We start from the raw sequence: 18,405 nt of genomic DNA, 5'->3' as shown, positions 1-18,405 counted from the left end.
GATGAGAAGACCACCACATGGCGGGATCGGGTGACAATGGCCCGAGAGGTGGACGAGTGCAAGCTGACGAACCGCCGCCGACGACGGAGGTAGAGCACACATGGCACGGATCCGACCGACACAGGTCGCCGACGACGGCTTCTGGGATGAAGAGCGGCCATCACGAGGGAAGAAGGCCGCCCGGTACGCCGCTCCGGTCGCCGTCGCGGGCATCGCGGCGGCGACCATAGGATTGGTCCCGGCGCTCGCCAGCACCGGTGACCCCCATCTGCCGAAGATCTCGACACAAGAGCTCATCAGCAAGATGGCGGCATCGGACGCCCAGCAGCTGTCCGGTTCGGTGAAGATCACCACCGATCTGGGCATCCCCTCGCTCCCCGGCGGCGGCTCCCTCGCCGACCTCGGCGGGGCACAGGGCGGCGACGCGTCCGCCGCGCCCGAGTCCAAGCTGATGGAGCTGATCTCCGGCTCCCACACCCTGCGGGTGGCCACCGACGGCCCCGACAAGCAGCGGGTGTCGATCGTCGAGAACGCCGCCGAGTACAGCATGATCCACAACGGCGACGAGGTCTGGGCGTACGACAGCGGGAGCAACTCCGCCTACCACGCCACCGCCCCGAAGGACGCGAAGGCCAAGGGCGACCACCGGCAGGACGTGCCGAAGGACCTCCGGGACGCCACGCCCCAGAAGATCGCCAAGACGGTGCTCTCCTCCGTGGACGACACCACCGACGTGACCGTCGACGGCACCTCCCGGGTCGCCGGGCGGGACGCGTACGACCTGCTGATCAAGCCCAAGCAGAACAGCGACTCCACGATCGGATCCGTCCGTATCGCGGTGGACGCGGACAACGGTGTCCCGCTGAAGTTCACGCTCTCCCCGAAGAGCGGCGGCAAGGCGATCATCGACGTGGGCTTCACCACGGTGGACTTCGGCAAGCCCAAGGCCGGCACCTTCAACTTCACGCCGCCCAAGGGCGCCAAGGTCACTGAGGAGCCCAAGGCCGACCGGAAGGACGCCCCGAAGGGCTTCGGCACCAAGGACTTCAAGGACGCTCAGGGCGCCCTGTCCGGTCTGAAGGTCATCGGCGACGGCTGGGACTCGGTCGCCCGGCTCGACACCCCCGGCGGCGCGGCGGCGCCCACCGCACCCGGCGGCGACAGCGGCCCGGGCGCGGCCTCCGGCCTCCTCGGCGGCTTCGGCAAGGAGGTCAAGGGGAAGTTCGGCTCCGGCACCGTGGTCAGCACCCGGCTGGTGAACGCGCTGCTCACCGACGACGGCAAGGTGTTCGTCGGCGCGGTCGACAAGGACGCCCTGGTCAAGGCCGCCAACGCCGCCAAGTGAGCCCACTGGCCGCATAAGGCGCGGTGACGGACGACGTAGGGCGCGGATACGACGCAGAACGAAGGGGAGCCCGTGGAGCAGCGGTCCACCGAGGGGGACGACGCCGCGGTGGAGACCCGCGGGCTCACCAAGCGGTACCGGGGCGGGCAGCTCGCGGTCGACGCCCTCGACCTGTCCGTGCCGCGGGGCAGCGTCTTCGGCTTCCTCGGGCCCAATGGCTCGGGGAAGACGACGACCATCCGCATGCTCATGGGCCTGATCGAGCCCACCTCGGGCAGGGCCAGGCTGCTCGGCGAGCCGATGCCGCGCGCCGCCCGGAGCGTGCTGCCCAGGGTGGGCGCCCTCATCGAGGGCCCCGCCCTGTACCCCTTTCTGACCGGCCGCGACAATCTGTTGCGTTACGACGCCGCCGACCCCACCGCCGACCCCCGCACCCGCGCCGCCCGCGTGGCGGCCGCCCTGGACCGGGTCGGGCTGGCCGCCGCGGCCGGGAAGAAGGCCCGCGCGTACTCGCTCGGGATGAAGCAGCGCCTGGGCCTGGCCGCCGCGCTGCTCCAGCCGCGTGAGCTGCTGGTGCTGGACGAGCCGACCAACGGCCTCGATCCGCAGGGCATGCGCGAGATCCGCGCCCTGGTGCGCGAGCTGGCCGAGGAGGGCACCACCGTCTTCCTCTCCTCCCATCTCCTCGACGAGATCGAACAGGTGTGCACGCACGCCGCCGTGATGGCCCAGGGCCGTCTGATCGCCCAGGGCACGGTGGCCGAGCTGGCGGCGGGCAGCCGCGGCCGGCTGGCCGTCACCACCCCGGACCCGGTGGACGCGGTCCGGGTGCTCAAGGAGCACGGGGTGACGGATCTGGTGGTCCTGGACGAGCGCGTCTCCGGCGAGCTGCCGGTGCCCGGCCCCGGCGCGGACGGCGCACCGCTGGAGCTGGCCGATCTCAACGCCGCCCTCGTACGCGCCGGGGTGCGGGTCCGGGCCTTCGGGGCCGAACGGGCCTCGCTCGAGGACGCCTTTGTCGCGCTGACCGGGGAGGGCTTCGATGTCGCGGGTTGACGAACCGAGGGCGGCCGGCACCGGCGCACGGGCCGAGCGGGCCGCGAACCCGCCCCGCCCGAGCCCGCTGTGGGCCCTGGCGCTCTTCCGTTCCGAGCTGACCACCACCCTCCGCCGCTGGCGGACCCTGGCCCTGCTCGGGGTGCTCGCGCTGATCCCGATCCTCATCGGCGTCGCGGTGAAGATCGAGACCAGCGATGGCGGCAGCTTCGGCGGCGGCCGTGGGGGAGACGAGCAGGGCCCCGCCTTCTTCGCCCAGATCACCAACAACGGGATCTTCCTGGTCTTCGCGTCACTGGCGGCGACGCTGCCGGTCTTCCTGCCGATGGTGATCGCCGTGATCGCCGGTGACACCATCGCCGGTGAGGCGGGCTCCGGGACGCTGCGCTATCTGCTGGTCGCCCCGGCCGGGCGGACCCGTCTGCTGCTGGCCAAATTCACCACCACCATGGCCTTCTGCCTGATCGCGACCCTGGTGGTGGCCCTCTCGGGCCTGGTGACGGGGGCGCTGCTGTTCCCGCTCGGCGATGTCACGCTGATCTCGGGCATCACCGTCTCGTTCGACGAAGCGCTGCTCCGCGCGCTCGGCGTGGCCGCCCTGGTGGCCCTGTCGCTGGTGGGGATCGCCACGGTGGGGCTGTTCATCTCCACCCTCACCAGCAGCGGGATCGCGGCCATGGCCACGACGGTGGGGCTGGTGATCACCGCGCAGATCCTCGACACCATCCCGCAGCTGCACGCGATCCACCCGTATCTCTTCCCGCACTACTGGCTCAGCTTCGCCGATCTCCTCCGCGAGCCGGTCTACTGGGACGAGCTGGTCAAGAACCTGGGGCTGCAGGGGCTGTACGTGGCCGTGTTCGGCTCGGCGGCCTGGGCCCGGTTCACCGCGAAGGACATCACGGCCTGAGCGGGCCTGGGTGGCCTGGGTGGACTGGGCGACCTGAGCGGGCCTGAGCCGGCGGAGCCGAACACGGCACATCATCCGGGGTCAGGCGCCGCCGAGCGTCCAGACCGCGTAGGCGATGGCGTCGCTGTTGCGGTCCAGGGCGGTGTCGTCGATGTTGCTCGAGGTGTCGCAGGAGCGGTGGTAGCAGCGGTCGAACGCCTGACCGGAGGTGCCGCCCCACTTCTGCGCCTGGGCGGCGGTCTTGATGTAGTCGGCGCCGCTGAAGAGACCGCCCACCGGGATGCCCTTGTTCTTGAACGGCGCGTGGTCGGAGCGGCCGTCGCCCTCGGTCTCGATCTCGGTGGACACGCCCTTGGTGGAGAAGAACGCCTTGAAGACCGACTCGATCCCGGGGTCGTCGTCATAGACGAAGTAGCCGGGGTTGGGCGAGCCGATCATGTCGAAGTTGAGATAGCCGTCGATCTTCGCCCGTTCGGCCGACGGCAGGTTGTTGATGTAGTAGCTGGAGCCGACCATTCCCCGCTCCTCGGCGCCCCACCAGGCGAACCGCAGATGCTTGGTGGGCTTCGCGCCCTGGCGGGCGACGGTGAGCGCGGTCTCCAGGATTCCGGCGGAGCCCGAGCCGTTGTCGTTGATCCCCGGGCCCGCGGTGACGGAGTCGAGGTGGGCGCCGGAGAACACCACGTTGTTGGTGTCGCCGCCGGGCCAGTCGGCGATGAGGTTGTAGCCGGTGGCACCGCCGGAGGTGAACTGCTGCACGGTGGTGGTGTATCCGGCGGCGTCCAGCTTGCCCTTGATGTAGTCGAGCGACGCCTTGTAGCCGGGGCGGCCATGGGCCCGGTTGCCGCCGTTGGCGGTGGCGATGGACTGCAGCTGGGTCAGATGGGCCTTCACATTGGCCACGGAGATGTCCGGCGCCGCGAGGGTGGAAGGGGCTGCCGCGGTGTGCCGGGCCGATGCGGCGGCGGAGGTGGCGGGGGCGGCCGAGACCAGGGCGGCGACCGCCGTACCGGCGGCGGCCATGGCGGCCGTACGCCGTATCAGGGATCTTCGGGGGCGGGCTTGCGCGCATGAGGACATGGGGGGCTCCGGTTCCGAACGGATACAGGACGGAATGACGTGACGCTGTGTGGTGCACGTGCCCGTGGGGGCGATGGAGCGATGAACCTGCGGTGCGGTGACACTGCGGTGCGATGAGCCTGCGGTGCGATGAGCCTGCGGTGCGGCGAATCCGGGTGCGGTGAAGCGGTGAAGCGGTGATGGCGTGAGGCTGATGGTCCGGGTGTGGCTGACTCCGCGTCAAGGGCGGGAACCGGACATCACCCGCCGGATATCGGTCCCGGCCGGGCATCGGGCACGGCGGCGTCCGAGGCGGCGACCTCCGGCACGACGTCGGCCTCCACTGTCGCCGACAGCGCCGCCGCCCGCGCGGCGGCGTCGGCCAGCGCCCGCCGCGCCCGCCGGGCGGTGTGCAGCGCGTCCCAGGTCAGCAGCGCGAGCGCGAGCCAGACGAGGGCGAAGCCCGCCCACCGTTCGGGTGGCATCGACTCGTGGAAGACGGCGAGCCCGAGGACGAACTGGAAGGTCGGCGCCACGTACTGGAGCATCCCGATCGTCGACAGCGGCAGCCGCACCGCCGACGCCCCGAAGCAGATCAGCGGCAGTGCCGTGACGAAGCCGCAGCTCGCCAGCAGTGCGGCGTGCCCGGCGCCCTCGCTCGCGAACGTGGCTCCGCCGTGCGCCCCGAGCCAGATCAGGAAGCCGAGGGCGGGCAGGAACTGCACGGCGGTCTCGGCGGCCAGCGACTCCAGCCCGTCGAGCCCGACCCGCTTCTTGGCCAGGCCGTACGTCGCGAAGCTGAAGGCGAGGGTGAGCGCGATCCACGGCAGCTTGCCGTAGCCCACCGTCAGCACGGCCACGGCCACCACCCCGACGCCGACCGCCGCCCACTGCGCGGGCCGCAGCCGCTCACGCAGCAGCAGCACCCCGAAGGCGATGCTGACCAGCGGGTTGATGAAGTATCCGAGCGCGGTCTCCACCACGTGCCCGCTGTTGACGCCCCAGATGTACAGACCCCAGTTGACCGAGATCACGGTCGCGGCGACCGCGATCATGCCCAGCCGCCGGGGCTGCCGCAGCAGCGGCCGTATCCAGCTCCAGCGGCGCAGCACCAGCAGCACCAGAACGACGGCCGCCAGCGACCACACCATCCGGTGGGCCAGGATCTCCACCGCCCCGGCGGGCTCCAGCAGCGGCCAGAAGAGCGGCACCAGTCCCCACATGCCGTACGCCGCGAAGCCGTAGAGGAGACCGGTGCGATCGACGCGGTCCTGCTGGTCCTGCGGCGTCACGGCACCCTCCCCGACGGCATGACGAGCCCCCGGCGGGCCCGTTCCGAGGGTCCGAAGGTAGCGCCGGTGAGGCCCGCCTGTCATTCCCGTATCGGAATACGGTGATGACAGGCGGGCCGTGGTGCCTACGGGGCGGGTCAGCCCTTCAGCGCGGCCGCCACCGAGTCCGCGATGGGCGTGGTCGGGCGGCCGATGAGACGGGACAGCTCGCCCGGGGTGGCCTCCAGCCGGCCGCGCTCGATGGCCGCCTCGACATCGGAGAGGATCGCGGCGAACGGCTCGGGGACGCCCGCGCCGGTGAGGATGGACTGGTACTCGGCGGGGGAGACGGCGCCGTAGACGATCTCCTTGCCGGACTGCCGGGCGACCACCTCGGCGTACTCGGCGAAGCCCCAGGCGGTGTCGCCGGACAGCTCGTACACCTTGCCCTCGTGGCCCTCACCGGTCAGGACGGCGACGGCGGCCGCCGCGTAGTCGGCGCGCGCGGCGGAGGCGACCCGGCCCTCGCCCGCGGCGCCCACGACGGCGCCGTGCTCCAGGACGGTGGAGAGGTTCTCGGTGTAGTTCTCGTTGTACCAGCCGTTGCGCAGCAGCACGTACGGCAGACCGGAGTCGGTGATCGCCTGCTCGGTGACCTTGTGCTCATCGGCCAGGGAGAAGTCGGCGGCGGGGCCGCCCAGGATGCTGGTGTAGGCGAGCAGCGCGACACCGGCCTCCTTGGCGGCGTCGATCACGGCCTGGTGCTGCGGCACTCGCTGCCCGACCTCGCTGCCGGAGATCAGCAGCACCTTGTCGCCGGCGGCGAAGGCGCCGGCGAGCGTCTCGGGCCGGTTGTAGTCGGCCACATGCAGCCGCACCCCGCGGTCGGCGAGGTCGGCGGCCTTCGCGGTGTCGCGCACGACCGCGGTGATCTGGTCGGCGGGAACCTTCTCCAGCAGCCCCTCGACGACGAGGCGGCCGAGGTGGCCGGTGGCTCCGGTGACGACGATGCTCATATGCGTAACTCTCCTGGTTCGGTATCGGTACACCCACCTTACGGGAAGCGCTAACCAAGAGAAAGGTACTTCCGGTTAAGTAAGTGTGTTTATTCGGGGCCGGGCCGCTCCCGGGGCCCTCGCTCCCCGGGCCCTCGTTCCCCCGGCCCCCGCTCCCGTGCCGCGAGGCTGACGGCGAAGGGCAGGATCGTCACCGCGACGCCCGGCAGCCGTTCCAGCGCCTTGGCCAGCGACTCCGCCGTGCCCCGGTGCAGCAGCTTGCCCAGCGGGGAGACGTAGGTGCGGCGCGGCACCAGCAGGGTCAGCGCGGTCCGCCCGTCCTCGGTGGTACGGGCCGCCAGCTCCATCACCGCGTGGCGCAGCCGCCGGTCCGGGCACTCCACGACCTCCAGCGGCACCGTCACGCCCGCCGTGGCCTCCCATCGCGCCATCAGCCGCCGGGCATGGGTCTCGTCCACCATGAAGTGCACCGCGCGGACCTCGTCGGGCCGCAGCTCGTGCGCGTACCGCAGCGCCTTGACCGTCGCGAGGTCGATGCTGTCCGCCAGGACGAAGACCACATGGCGCCGCCAGCGCGGGATGTCGTCGCCAGGGCGTGGCACCGCCTCCAGGGCGGCCGCCTCCGCGCGGTACTCGCGGTTGATCCGGATCAGCGCCCAGACGCCCAGCGGGAAGACCACCACGACCAGCCAGGCGCCCTCGGTGAACTTGGTGATCCCGAAGATCAGCACCACGGCGGCGGAGACCACCGCGGTGATGAGGTTCACCGCGACCTTCCAGGTCCGCCCCGGCTCCCGGCGCCGCAGGTGATAGGCCGTCATCCCGGCCCCGGCCATGGTGAAGGCGGTGAACACCCCGATCGCGTACAGCGCCACCAGCCGGTCCACATTGGCCTCGGTGACCACCAGCAGCGCCAGCGCCACCACGGCCAGCGACACGATCCCGTTGGAGAAGGCCAGCCGGTGGCCGCGCCGGGTCAGCTGCCGGGGCAGAAAGCGGTCCTCGGCCACGAAGCTGGCCAGGAACGGGAAGCCGGTGAAGGGCGTGTTGGCGCCCGTGTAGAGGATGAGCGCGGTCGCCAGCTGGACGAGCGCCAGCCCCAGGGCGCCCAGCACCTCGCCGCCGAAGACCAGATGGGCCTCCTGCGCGAGGACGGTCGGGGTGCCGTCCCGGTACGGGATGGCGTGGGTGAAGTGGGCCAGGGCGGAGACCCCGAGGACCAGCGTGCCCAGGACGCAGCTCATCGTGATCAGCGTGCGGCGGGCGTTGCGGCCCTTGGGGTCGCGGAAGACCGAGACGCTGTTGGAGATCGCCTCCAGACCGGTCAGCGAGGAGCCGCCGTTGGCGAACGAGCGCAGCACGATGAAGAGCGAGGCGCCGTAGAGCCAGCCGCTGCCCGGACTGCCGAGCTCCACGGCGCCCGCGGCGTGCACATCGGCGTGCGGCAGCGTCCCGGTGAGCCCGCGGATCACGCCGACCACCAGCATCAGGCCGACGGCGAAGATGAACAGGTAGGCGGGCGCCATGAAGACCCGCCCGGCCTCCCGCAGTCCGCGCAGATTGCCGTAGGCGAGGATCAGGATCACCACGGCGCTGAGGGGCAGTTGGAGATGGTCGATACCGGTCCAGGAGCCGCCGACGAGATGGGCGAACGAGATGATCGCGTTGGTGCCCGCCGAGACCTGGACCGCGACGGTGACGATGTAGTCCACCAGCAGTGCCACGGACGCGATCTGGGCGATGTCCGGGCCGAAGTTCTCCCGCGCCACCACATACGAGCCGCCGGCCCGGGTGTAGATCATCACCACATCGCTGTAGCAGAGCGTGACCACCAGCAGCACCAGCAGGATCGCCCCGGTCACCGGGAGGATCATGGTGAACGCCGCGACCCCGATGACCGGCACCAGCACCCGCAGCATCTCCTCGCTGCCGTACGCCGTCGAGGAGATGCAGTCGGAGGCCAGCACGCCCAGCGCGGCCGGGTTGCCCAGCTTCTCGCGCCGGATCCGCTCGGTGACCAGGGGCGGGCCGAGCAGCAGTCGCTTGAGGCGGTAGCCGGGGCGGTCGGGCGGCTGGAGCGGTGCGGCGGTATCGGCCATGCGCATAGCAGAGCGGGTGCCCGGCCGGGGCGCGGTCAGACGCTCCGGCCGGGCACCCGCCTGTGCCCGTATGTACGAATACGCCCGCTGGGCGCGCTTCGTGGGGTCAGCCCACGACGGTCCAGGTGTCGCCGCCCGCGAGCAGCGCGCCGAGGTCGCCCTTGCCCTTGAGCTCCACGGCGTTGTCGAGCTGGTCGGACATCTGGGTGTCGTAGACCGGGCGCTCCACATCGCGCAGCACCCCGATGGGGGTGTGGTGGAGGGTGTCGGCGTCGGCGAGCCGGGTCAGTGCGAACGCCGTGGTGGGCGAGGCCGCGTGGGCGTCGTGCACCAGCACCTGGTGCTCGTTCTCGGCGGTCACGGTGACCACTTCGAGGTCGCCGGTGCTCTGGTTGCGCACGACGCCCTTGGACCGGTCGACGCCGAAGCGGATCGGCTGCCCGTGCTCCAGCCGGATCACGGCCTCCTCGGCCTGCTGCTTGTCCTTCAGGGCCTCGAAGGCGCCGTCGTTGAAGATGTTGCAGTTCTGGTAGATCTCCACCAGCGCGGTGCCCGGGTGGGCCGCCGCCTGCCGCAGCACCTCGGTCAGGTGCTTGCGGTCGGAGTCCACGGTGCGGGCCACGAAGCTCGCCTCGGCGCCGAGCGCGAGCGACAGCGGGTTGAACGGCGCGTCCAGGGAGCCCATCGGGGTCGACTTGGTGATCTTGCCGACCTCGGAGGTGGGGCTGTACTGACCCTTGGTCAGGCCGTAGATGCGGTTGTTGAAGAGCAGGATCTTCAGGTTCACATTGCGGCGCAGCGCGTGGATCAGGTGGTTGCCGCCGATCGACAGCGCGTCGCCGTCACCGGTGACCACCCACACCGACAGATCGCGGCGGGAGGCGGCCAGGCCGGTGGCGATGGCCGGGGCGCGGCCGTGGATGGAGTGCATCCCGTAGGTGTTCATGTAGTACGGGAAGCGCGAGGAGCAGCCGATGCCGGAGACGAAGACGATGTTCTCCTTCGCCAGGCCCAGTTCGGGCATGAAGCCCTGGACGGCGGCGAGGATCGCGTAGTCACCGCAGCCGGGGCACCAGCGGACCTCCTGGTCGGACTTGAAGTCCTTCATCGTCTGCTTGGTGTCGCTCTTGGGCACCAGGGAGAGCGCGTGCCGAGCCGATGCCGCGCCCTCGGCGATGGTGTCAGTCATCGATGGCCTCCTTGAGGGCGGTGGCGAGCTGTTCGGCCTTAAAGGGCAGTCCGCGGACCTGGGTGAAGGAGCGGGTGTCGACCAGATAGCGGGCGCGCAGCAGCGTGGCCAGCTGCCCCAGGTTCATCTCCGGCACCACGACCTTCTCGTAACCCTCCAGCACCTTGCCGAGGTTGGCCGGGAAGGGGTTGAGATGGCGCAGATGGGCCTGGGCGATCCGGTCGCCCGCGGTGCGGACGCGGCGCACCGCCGCGGTGATCGGGCCGTAGGTGGACCCCCACCCCAGGACCAGGGTGCGGGCGTCGCCGGTCGGGTCGTCCACCTCGATGTCCGGCACCGCGATGCCGTCCACCTTGGCCTGGCGGACGCGGACCATGTGGTCGTGGTTGGCCGGGTCGTAGGAGATGTTCCCCGTGCCGTCCTGCTTCTCGATGCCGCCGATCCGGTGCTCCAGACCGGGGGTGCCGGGCACGGCCCAGGGGCGGGCCAGGGTCTCCGGGTCGCGCTTGTACGGCCAGAAGACCTCGGTGCCATCGGCCAGTACGTGGTTGGGGCCGGCCGCGAACTGGACGCGCAGATCGGGCAGCTCGTCGACGTCCGGCACCCGCCAGGGCTCCGAGCCGTTGGCCAGATAGCCGTCCGACAGCAGGAACACCGGGGTGCGGTAGGTCAGCGCGATCCGGGCGGCGTCGAGCGCGGCGTCGAAGCAGTCGGCCGGGGTCTTCGGGGCCACGATCGGCACCGGGGCCTCGCCGTTGCGCCCGTACATGGCCTGGAGCAGATCCGCCTGCTCGGTCTTGGTGGGCAGCCCGGTGGAGGGGCCGCCGCGCTGGATGTCGATCACCAGCAGCGGCAGCTCCAGCGACACCGCGAGCCCGATGGTCTCCGACTTCAGCGCCACACCGGGGCCGGAGGTGGTGGTCACGGCGAGGGAGCCACCGAAGGCCGCGCCCAGCGCGGCGCCGATACCGGCGATCTCGTCCTCGGCCTGGAAGCTGCGCACGCCGAAGTTCTTGTGCTTGGACAGCTCGTGCAGGATGTCCGAGGCCGGGGTGATCGGGTACGACCCCAGGAACAGCGGCAGGTCCGCCTGGCGGGAGGCCGCGATCAGCCCGTACGACAGCGCCAGGTTTCCGGAGATGTTCCGGTAGGTGCCGGTGGGGAACGCGGTGGTGGCCGGGGCGACCTCGTAGGAGACGGCGAAGTCCTCGGTGGTCTCGCCGAAGTTCCAGCCCGCCCGGAAGGCGGCCACGTTCGCCTCGGCGATCTGCGGCTTCTTGGCGAACTTCTGGCGCAGGAACTTCTCGGTGTTCTCGGTCGGCCGGTGGTACATCCACGACAGCAGCCCGAGCGCGAACATGTTCTTGCTGCGCTCGGCCTCCTTGCGGGACAGCCCGAATTCCTTCAGCGCCTCGATGGTCAGCGTGGTGAGCGGCACCGGGTGGACGCGGTAGCCGTCCAGCGAGCCGTCCTCCAGGGGGCTTTGGTCATAGCCGACCTTGGCCATAGGGCGCTTGGTGAACTCGTCGGTGTTGACGATGATTTCCGCCCCGCGCGGCACATCGGGGAGGTTGGCCTTCAGCGCGGCCGGGTTCATCGCCACCAGTACGTTCGGCGCGTCACCCGGTGTGAGGATGTCGTGATCGGCGAAGTGGAGCTGGAAGCTCGACACTCCGGGCAGCGTGCCGGCGGGGGCGCGGATCTCCGCCGGGAAGTTCGGCAGGGTCGACAGGTCGTTTCCGAACGACGCCGTCTCCGAGGTGAACCGGTCACCCGTGAGCTGCATACCGTCACCGGAGTCCCCCGCGAACCGGATGATCACCCGGTCCAGGCGGCGGACCTCCTTGCCGCCATCTGCTGCTCGCTGCCCCCCGGCGGGCGTCTGCCCGCCCTGCTGATCGGCTGGTTCGGCCTGCTCGGCCGGGCTACTGACCTGGCTGGTCACTGCTTCGGACCTCCCTTGAGGCGGCGCTCCTGGACAGTCGGTGCCGACCGGTTGTCCCATGACCATCGTACGTCGGTAAGGGTGGCCTTCCTTGGCCGGATCACATGGTGGACTCCGAGAGAAGAACCATATATGTCCTTGTTTGGCACTAACTGCCCCTCCCCCCGTACTGTCATTTCCGCTGATCCCCCGTTCAGCCTTTGGCCCCGCTTTGGTGGGCGGGAGTCTGCTTTCAGGAATTGAGAGTTTCAGGAATTGAGATAGGTGAGAACGGCGAGCACCCGACGGTGATCTCCGTCACTCGGCGACAGGCCGAGCTTCAGGAAGATGTTGCTCACATGCTTCTCGACCGCGCCGTCGCTCACCACGAGCTGCCGGGCGATGGCCGAATTGGTACGGCCCTCGGCCATCAACCCCAGGACCTCCCGCTCCCTCGGAGTGAGCCCGGCCAGCACATCCTGCTTGCGGCTGCGGCCCAGCAGCTGGGCGACCACCTCCGGGTCGAGCGCGGTGCCGCCCTGGGCGACCCGCACCACCGCGTCCACGAACTCGCGCACCTCGGCCACCCGGTCCTTGAGCAGATAGCCCACGCCCCGGCTGTTCCCGGCCAGCAGCTCCGTGGCGTACTGCTCCTCCACGTACTGCGACAGGACCAGCACCGCCAGGCCGGGGTGGTCACGACGCAGCCGGACGGCCGCCCGTACCCCCTCGTCGGTGTGCGTGGGCGGCATCCGGACGTCGGCCACCACCACATCCGGTGGCGCGCCCTCGTCGGCCAGCTCCCGCACCGACTTGATCAGCGCTTCCGCGTCCCCGACGCCCGCGACCACGTCATGGCCCCGGTCGGTCAGCAGCCGGGTCAGCCCCTCCCGCAGCAGCACCGAATCCTCGGCGATGACCACCCGTACTCTGTCCGCCACGATGCTCGGCCCCCGTTTCACTCGGTTCGTCGGGACCAGCATCCCAGGGTTCGGCCGCTCGCGTCGCGCAGAACCGGCCGCGTACGAGCCGCTGACGAACGGAGGGGTGTGCGCCGTCGGCGCGTTTCCGGGGCGCCCCAGGGCCGGGCGCGGTCGGCGCCGGGTTCGCGTGCGGTCGGCGCTGGGTTCGTGTGCGGTCGGCGCTGGGTTCGTGTGCGGTCAGTGCTGGGCTCGTGTGCGGTCGGCGCTGGGCTCGTGTGCGGTCAGTGCTGGGCTCGTGTGCGGTCGGCGCTGGGCTCGTGTGCGGTCGGTGCCGGGCTCGCGTGCCGTCAGCGCCAGGGGAGCTCGGCGGTCACCGTGGTCGGGCCGCCCGCCGGGGAGTGGACGACGAGGATCCCGTCCACCGCGTCGATCCGCTCGGCAAGACCGGCGAGACCCGAACCGGTGGCGGTGTCGGCCCCGCCCCGCCCGTCGTCCGTGATCTGCAGCATCACCCGGTCGTCGGTGCGCCAGACGTCGACCTCGGCGGTGCGGGCGCCGCTGTGCTTGCTGATGTTCTGCAGCAGCTCGGAGACGGTGAAGTAGACGATGCCCTCGATCGCGGGCGCGGGCCGCTGCGGAAGGTCCACGGTCGCCTTCACGGGGACGGTGCAGCGGGCGGCGAGGGCGGAGAGGGCGGGGCCGAGGCCGCGGTCGGTGAGGATGGCGGGGTGGATGCCGCGGGCGAGGTCGCGCAGTTCCTGGAGGGCGAGCTTCACCTCGCCGTGGGCCTCGTCGACCATCTTGGCGGCGGCCTCCGGGTCCTCCTCCAGCTTCTCCTTCGCCAGGCCCAGATCCATGGCGAGGGCGACCAGCCGGGCCTGGGCGCCGTCGTGGAGGTCGCGCTCGATCCGGCGCAGGTCGGCGGCGGCGGTGTCCACCACCGTGCCCCGGTCCGACTCCAGCTCCCAGACCCGGCTCGCCAGCCGGGACGGGCCGAGCAGCCCGGTCACCATGATCCGGTCGACCGAGGTCAGCGCCCGCATCAGCCACGGGGTCAGGAACAGGATCAGCACTCCGGAGACGCAGGTCACGGCGATCTCGAACGGGGTGTCCAGATAGAAGTCGTGCCCGTGGTCGTCCCCGAAGACCTGTATGCCCGGCTCGTCCAGATAGCGGGGGAAGACCCAGCGCCACAGCGGATAGGTCGCGAAGCCCCAGCCGTAGAAGGTGAGCGCCATCGCGAAGCCGAAGGAGAACACCGCCCACGGCAGATGGATCAGCGCGTAGATCACATGCCGCCAGGACGTGCCGCTCCTGAGCAGCGCGCCCACCCAGGCGACCGGCCCGCGCCTGCCCCCGCGGCCGCCCCTCCGGCCGAGCACGGGCTCGGGCTCGGCCACCTCCAGCCCCAGCAGCGCCCGGGCGCGGGCCCGCTCGACGACGCCGAACGCCCGGCAGCCCGCGAGGGCGGCGCCGAGCACCGGGACGCCGAGGAAGGTGATCAGCAGCCCGGCGCCGAGCGCGATCATCGTGACCGTGTAGACGAAGGTGAGGATGGACATCGGCAGGCTGATCAGGACATAGAGGAACTCGCGCCACACGCGGCCCTGGAACGGCGCCTTCAGCACTGCGGGCACCAGTTGGCCGCGGGGCTCGGTCCCCGGCTCGTAGGGGCGGTATGCGGTGGCCATCGTCTCGTCCGTCCTCCGGGGGCCTGATCGGTCGCGTCTCCGCGTTCTCCCCAAGAGTCCCGGAGCGGGGCCGACCCGGCCATCGGGCGGGTCGGCCTCTTCACCGGGGGGTTAGCCCTACCTCGGGGGGCCATTCCAGGTGCCAGGTCGGGGTCAGGGCAGGCGCCAGGTCGGGGTCAGGGCAGGCGCCAGGTCGGGGCCATGTCAGGCGCCAGGTCGGGGTCAGGGCAGGTGCCAGCTCTCAGGCCCTACGCCGGGACCGTTCTCAGGCTCTACGCCGGGACCGTGCCGCCGCCGCGCCCGCCGCCGACCCGGTCCGGTGGTGCCAGGGCAGCTCGGCGGTCACGACGGTCGGCCCGCCGGACGGCGAGTCCACCACGAACAGCCCGTCCACCGAGCCCAGCCGCTCCGCCAGGCCCGCGAGCCCCGAGCCCCGGTCGGTGGACGCCCCGCCGCGCCCGTCGTCCCGCACCTGGATCAGCAGCCGGTCGTCGGCGCGCCACAGCTCGACCTCGGCGGTGCGGGCGCCGCTGTGCTTGCTGATGTTCTGCAGCAGCTCGGAGACGGTGAAGTAGGCGATGCCCTCGATCGCCGGTGCCGGGCGTTCGGGCAGCTCGACCGCCACCCTCACGGGGACGGTGCAGCGGGCGGCGAGGGCGGAGAGGGCGGGGCCGAGGCCGCGGTCGGTGAGGATGGCGGGGTGGATGCCGCGGGCGAGGTCGCGCAGTTCCTGGAGGGCGAGCTTCACCTCGCCGTGGGCCTCGTCGACCATCTTGGCGGCGGCTTCCGGGTCCTCCTCCAGCTTCTCCTTCGCCAGACCGAGCCCCATGGCGAGGGCGACCAGCCGGGCCTGGGCGCCGTCGTGGAGGTCGCGCTCGATCCGGCGCAGGTCGGCGGCGGCGGTGTCCACCACCGTGCCCCGGTCCGACTCCAGCTCGGCGATCCGCCGCTCCAGCTCGTCGGAGGGGAACAGCAGCCCGCGCACCATCGCCCGGTCCACATGCGTCAGCCCTCGGGCGATCCAGGGCAGCACCGGCCAGGCCGCGAACAGCGAGGCCAGGGTGATCGCGAAGGTGACCACCGACCAGGGCAGCCGGATCAGGGCGTAGAGCGTGGCCCGCCAGCCGACCGGGTCCCGCAGACTCGTCCACAACTTGCCGAGGAAGCTACTGCCCGGCTGGTACGGCAGCGGGCTGGGCTCGTCGATGTGCACCGAGAGCAGCGCCCGGGCGCGGTTCCGCTCCAACCGGCCGAGCAGCCGGCTGAACCGCAGCCCCACGGCCAGCAGGGGCAGGCCCACCACCGTGACGGACAGCCCCAGGCCCACGGCCAGCCAGACCAGGGTGAAGACGAAGCACACGATGCCCACCAGCAGATTGGCCAGGAGATGCGCGATCTCCTTCCAGGTCTGCGAGGGAAAGGCGAACGCGGGCGGGCGCGGCAGCCGCTCGTCGGCGCGGCCACGGCCGCCGCCGTGGCCGCCGCCGTCGGGGCCGTCGGGGCCGTCGGGGCCGTCGACGGGCCCGTCGACGGGGGAACTGGAGGTCATGACAGCAAGACTGCCCGGCCCCGCGGGGGCTCCGCCATGGGGCTACCCCCACCGCATGGCGGACGGGCCGCCCGGCCGGGTGGCGGCAGGGCCTAGACTTCCCGTCCGTACGGATCGTCGAACACGCGAGGTCGACGAGGAGCGGACAAGGACCACGAGACCAGGGAGCGAGGGGCGGACGTGCCGGAGGCGACGACCGTACGCACCACCAGCGTCACCAGCGTCACCGACGTCCAGCTCGCGGCCGACTACTTCCACGGCTATGCGGTGGTCGGACTGCTGGCGGCGATCGGCGTGATCTTCGTCGCCGTGGCCTTCGGGGCCGGGCGGCTGCTGCGGCCTGTCGTGCCCACGCCCGAGAAGCTGCTGACCTACGAGTGCGGAGTGGACCCCGTGGGCGAGGGCTGGGCCCACACCCAGGTCCGCTACTACGTCTACGCTTTTCTGTATGTGATTTTCGCCGTGGACTCGATCTTCTTGTTCCCGTGGGCGACGGTCTTCGCGGCGCCCGGCTTCGGGGCCGCCACGCTGGTGGAGATGTTCATCTTCCTCGGGTTCCTCGCCGTAGGTCTGCTGTACGCATGGAAGAAGGGCGTCCTGGAGTGGACGTGACACCGAACCCGACGCCGACGACGGCCTCCGGGCCGCCGGTCCCCGCGCCCGCCCCGGTGGACCTGCCGGAGCCGCGCCGCCTCGGCCCGCTGGCCCGGCTGGCCCCCGAGCCGATGAAGGTGGTCCTGAACTGGGGCCGCCGCTACAGCCTGTGGGTCTTCAACTTCGGGCTCGCCTGCTGCGCGATCGAATTCATCGCGGCGTCGATGGCCCGCCACGACTTCATCCGGCTCGGCGTGATCCCCTTCGCGCCGGGACCGCGCCAGGCCGACCTGATGGTCGTCTCCGGCACGGTCACGGACAAGATGGCGCCCGCGGTGAAGCGGCTGTACGAGCAGATGCCGGAGCCGAAGTACGTGATCTCCTTCGGGGCCTGCTCGAACTGCGGCGGCCCCTACTGGGACTCGTACGCCGTCACCAAGGGCGTCGACCAGATCATCCCCGTCGATGTTTACGTCCCCGGCTGCCCGCCCCGGCCCGAGGCGCTGCTCCAGGGCATCCTCAAGCTCCAGGAGAAGATCGCGCGCGAGTCGCTGGGCGAGCGCTACGGGAATTCTGGCGGCGCCGCCGCTACGGCCGCGGGCCGCCCGTCGGTGGCCGCACTGCGCAGCGGACTGGTCACGCCTCCGGAGCGGGAAGACACGCGATGACCGAGCGGAACGAGGCCAACGGGGCGGCGGAGCCGCGCGAGCCGACCAGAGCGGCGGAGCCGCGCGAGCCGACCAGAGCGGCGGAGCCGCGCGAGCCGACGAACGGGCCGACGACTGGGGCGGCGGGGCCGAACGAGACGGCGCAGCCGAGCGGGGCGGCCGGGCCGAGGGCGGCCGCTGAGCCGAGCGGGGCGGCCACGCCGACGGCGGCCGTGAGGTCGAGCGGGGCGGAGCCGACTGGGGCCGTGGAGCCGAGCGAGGCGGAACCGACCGCAGCCGTGGAACCGACCGCGGCCGTGGAGCCGAGTCAGGCCGAGCCGAGCGGGGCTGCGAAGGCTGCGGGGGCCGCGGAGCCGACCGGGGCCACGGAGCCGACCGGAGAGGCGGGAGCCGCGGGGGGCTCGGGGGCTGAGGTCCCCGAAGCGGAGCCCGCGGCAGGGGTGGTGGCGCCGCCCGTGGGCTGGCTGCCGCGTTCCGCCGCCGAGCTGTTCGGCGAGGGCACCACGGCGGAGGAGGCCTACGGTCTGCTGACCGTCGATGTCCCCGCCGACTCCTGGATCGCGGCGCTGGAGACGGCCCGCGACACCCTCGGCTGCACCTACTTCGACTGGCTGAGCGCGGTCGACGAGCCGGGCACCGGCTTCCGGGTGGCCGCGCGCGTCGTCGCCCTGGGAGCCCCCGGGGCCCCGCCCGCGGCTGGGCCCGGGGCCGGGCCCGCGGTGCGCGGTCTGCTGCTGCGTACCACCGTGCCGCACGAGGCGGCCGCGCTGCCGACTGCGACCGGCGTCTACGCCGGGGCGGCCTGGCACGAGCGCGAGACCCACGAGATGTTCGGCATCGGCTTCCCCGGCCACCCCGGCCTCGCGCCGCTGCTGCTCCCCGACGGCTTCGAGGGACATCCGCTGCGCAAGGACTTCGTACTGGCGGCCCGGGTCGTCAAGGCGTGGCCGGGCGCGAAGGAGCCGGGGGAGTCCGAACACGGCGGCCCCAAGCGGCGGCAGATGCTGCCGCCGGGCGTCCCCGACCCCAACGAGTGGGGCCCGCTCAAGGGCCAGCTGCCCCCTGCCCCGGCGCGCCCGGCGCGGGGCGCCCGCGCGGCGGGCGCCGCCGC

15 protein-coding genes are annotated in these 18,405 nt (G+C 71.8%); 6 read left to right on the top strand and 9 right to left on the bottom strand.

The genetic code is table 11. The features are described from left to right. Positions 1-100: 100 nt before the first annotated feature. From IEJ02_RS29060 to IEJ02_RS29050, 3 genes are all read left to right on the top strand, one after another. A complete protein-coding gene (locus IEJ02_RS29060) occupies positions 101-1,345 on the top strand; it encodes a LolA family protein (protein WP_191067545.1) in 1,245 nt (414 codons plus the stop codon). 72 nt (positions 1,346-1,417) lie between these two features. Further along, positions 1,418-2,401 carry an ABC transporter ATP-binding protein gene (locus IEJ02_RS29055; RefSeq protein WP_191067544.1) on the top strand — a complete coding sequence of 328 codons (984 nt, stop codon included), beginning with the start codon at positions 1,418-1,420 and terminating at the stop codon, positions 2,399-2,401. Beyond that, on the top strand, positions 2,388-3,311 hold the full coding sequence (locus IEJ02_RS29050; protein ID WP_191067543.1) for an ABC transporter permease: 924 nt from the start codon (positions 2,388-2,390) through the stop codon (positions 3,309-3,311). Before IEJ02_RS29055 ends, IEJ02_RS29050 begins: the two co-directional genes overlap by 14 nt. A gap of 81 nt (positions 3,312-3,392) precedes the next feature. On the opposite strand, the gene IEJ02_RS29045 is transcribed toward IEJ02_RS29050, so the two are convergent. From IEJ02_RS29045 to IEJ02_RS29005, 9 genes are all read right to left on the bottom strand, one after another. Beyond that, positions 3,393-4,334, bottom strand: coding sequence for a M28 family metallopeptidase (locus IEJ02_RS29045; RefSeq protein WP_223864593.1), 942 nt, complete (start codon positions 4,332-4,334; stop codon positions 3,393-3,395). Positions 4,335-4,630: 296 nt separating this feature from the next. Next, positions 4,631-5,593 (bottom strand): EamA family transporter RarD, encoded by a 963-nt coding sequence (gene rarD / locus IEJ02_RS29040; protein WP_370467152.1) that lies wholly within the window; start codon positions 5,591-5,593, stop codon positions 4,631-4,633. A 206-nt stretch (positions 5,594-5,799) separates the two neighbouring features. Then, positions 5,800-6,657, bottom strand: a complete 858-nt coding sequence (locus tag IEJ02_RS29035) for an SDR family oxidoreductase (RefSeq protein ID WP_191067540.1) — start codon at positions 6,655-6,657, stop codon at positions 5,800-5,802. A gap of 89 nt (positions 6,658-6,746) precedes the next feature. Further along, entirely contained in the window at positions 6,747-8,756 is a 2,010-nt protein-coding gene (locus IEJ02_RS29030) for an APC family permease (RefSeq protein WP_223864591.1), read from the bottom strand. A 106-nt stretch (positions 8,757-8,862) separates the two neighbouring features. Continuing rightward, positions 8,863-9,945 carry a 2-oxoacid:ferredoxin oxidoreductase subunit beta gene (locus IEJ02_RS29025; RefSeq protein WP_191067539.1) on the bottom strand — a complete coding sequence of 361 codons (1,083 nt, stop codon included), beginning with the start codon at positions 9,943-9,945 and terminating at the stop codon, positions 8,863-8,865. Next, positions 9,938-11,890 (bottom strand): 2-oxoacid:acceptor oxidoreductase subunit alpha, encoded by a 1,953-nt coding sequence (locus tag IEJ02_RS29020; protein WP_191067538.1) that lies wholly within the window; start codon positions 11,888-11,890, stop codon positions 9,938-9,940. The genes IEJ02_RS29025 and IEJ02_RS29020 overlap by 8 nt, the downstream gene beginning before the upstream one ends. A 248-nt stretch (positions 11,891-12,138) precedes the next feature. After that, a complete protein-coding gene (locus tag IEJ02_RS29015; protein ID WP_162001890.1) occupies positions 12,139-12,852 on the bottom strand; it encodes a response regulator transcription factor in 714 nt (237 codons plus the stop codon). 287 nt (positions 12,853-13,139) lie between these two features. Then, a complete protein-coding gene (locus IEJ02_RS29010) occupies positions 13,140-14,483 on the bottom strand; it encodes a sensor histidine kinase (protein ID WP_191067537.1) in 1,344 nt (447 codons plus the stop codon). 265 nt (positions 14,484-14,748) lie between these two features. Beyond that, on the bottom strand, positions 14,749-16,032 hold the full coding sequence (locus IEJ02_RS29005) for a sensor histidine kinase (protein ID WP_191067536.1): 1,284 nt from the start codon (positions 16,030-16,032) through the stop codon (positions 14,749-14,751). A 180-nt stretch (positions 16,033-16,212) separates the two neighbouring features. Between IEJ02_RS29005 and IEJ02_RS29000 the strand changes: the two genes are divergently transcribed. The 3 genes from IEJ02_RS29000 to IEJ02_RS48990 all read left to right on the top strand — a co-directional run. Then, a complete protein-coding gene (locus tag IEJ02_RS29000) occupies positions 16,213-16,644 on the top strand; it encodes an NADH-quinone oxidoreductase subunit A (RefSeq protein WP_191067535.1) in 432 nt (143 codons plus the stop codon). Then, the gene (locus IEJ02_RS28995; RefSeq protein WP_137979040.1) at positions 16,635-17,294 is read left to right on the top strand and encodes an NADH-quinone oxidoreductase subunit B; all 660 of its coding nucleotides are present in this window, start codon (positions 16,635-16,637) and stop codon (positions 17,292-17,294) included. Before IEJ02_RS29000 ends, IEJ02_RS28995 begins: the two co-directional genes overlap by 10 nt. Next, positions 17,291-18,405, top strand: a 1,115-nt coding sequence (locus IEJ02_RS48990) for an NADH-quinone oxidoreductase subunit C (RefSeq protein WP_223864588.1), incomplete at its 3' end; no start/stop codon positions are given. The genes IEJ02_RS28995 and IEJ02_RS48990, both read left to right, overlap by 4 nt.

This window comes from Streptomyces sp. 5-10, from assembly GCF_014712245.1.
GTDB classification, from domain to species: Bacteria; Actinomycetota; Actinomycetes; order Streptomycetales; family Streptomycetaceae; genus Streptomyces; species Streptomyces violaceusniger.
Note: the sequence above shows the minus strand (reverse complement) of the source record. Positions and strands in the feature narration are given on the sequence as shown.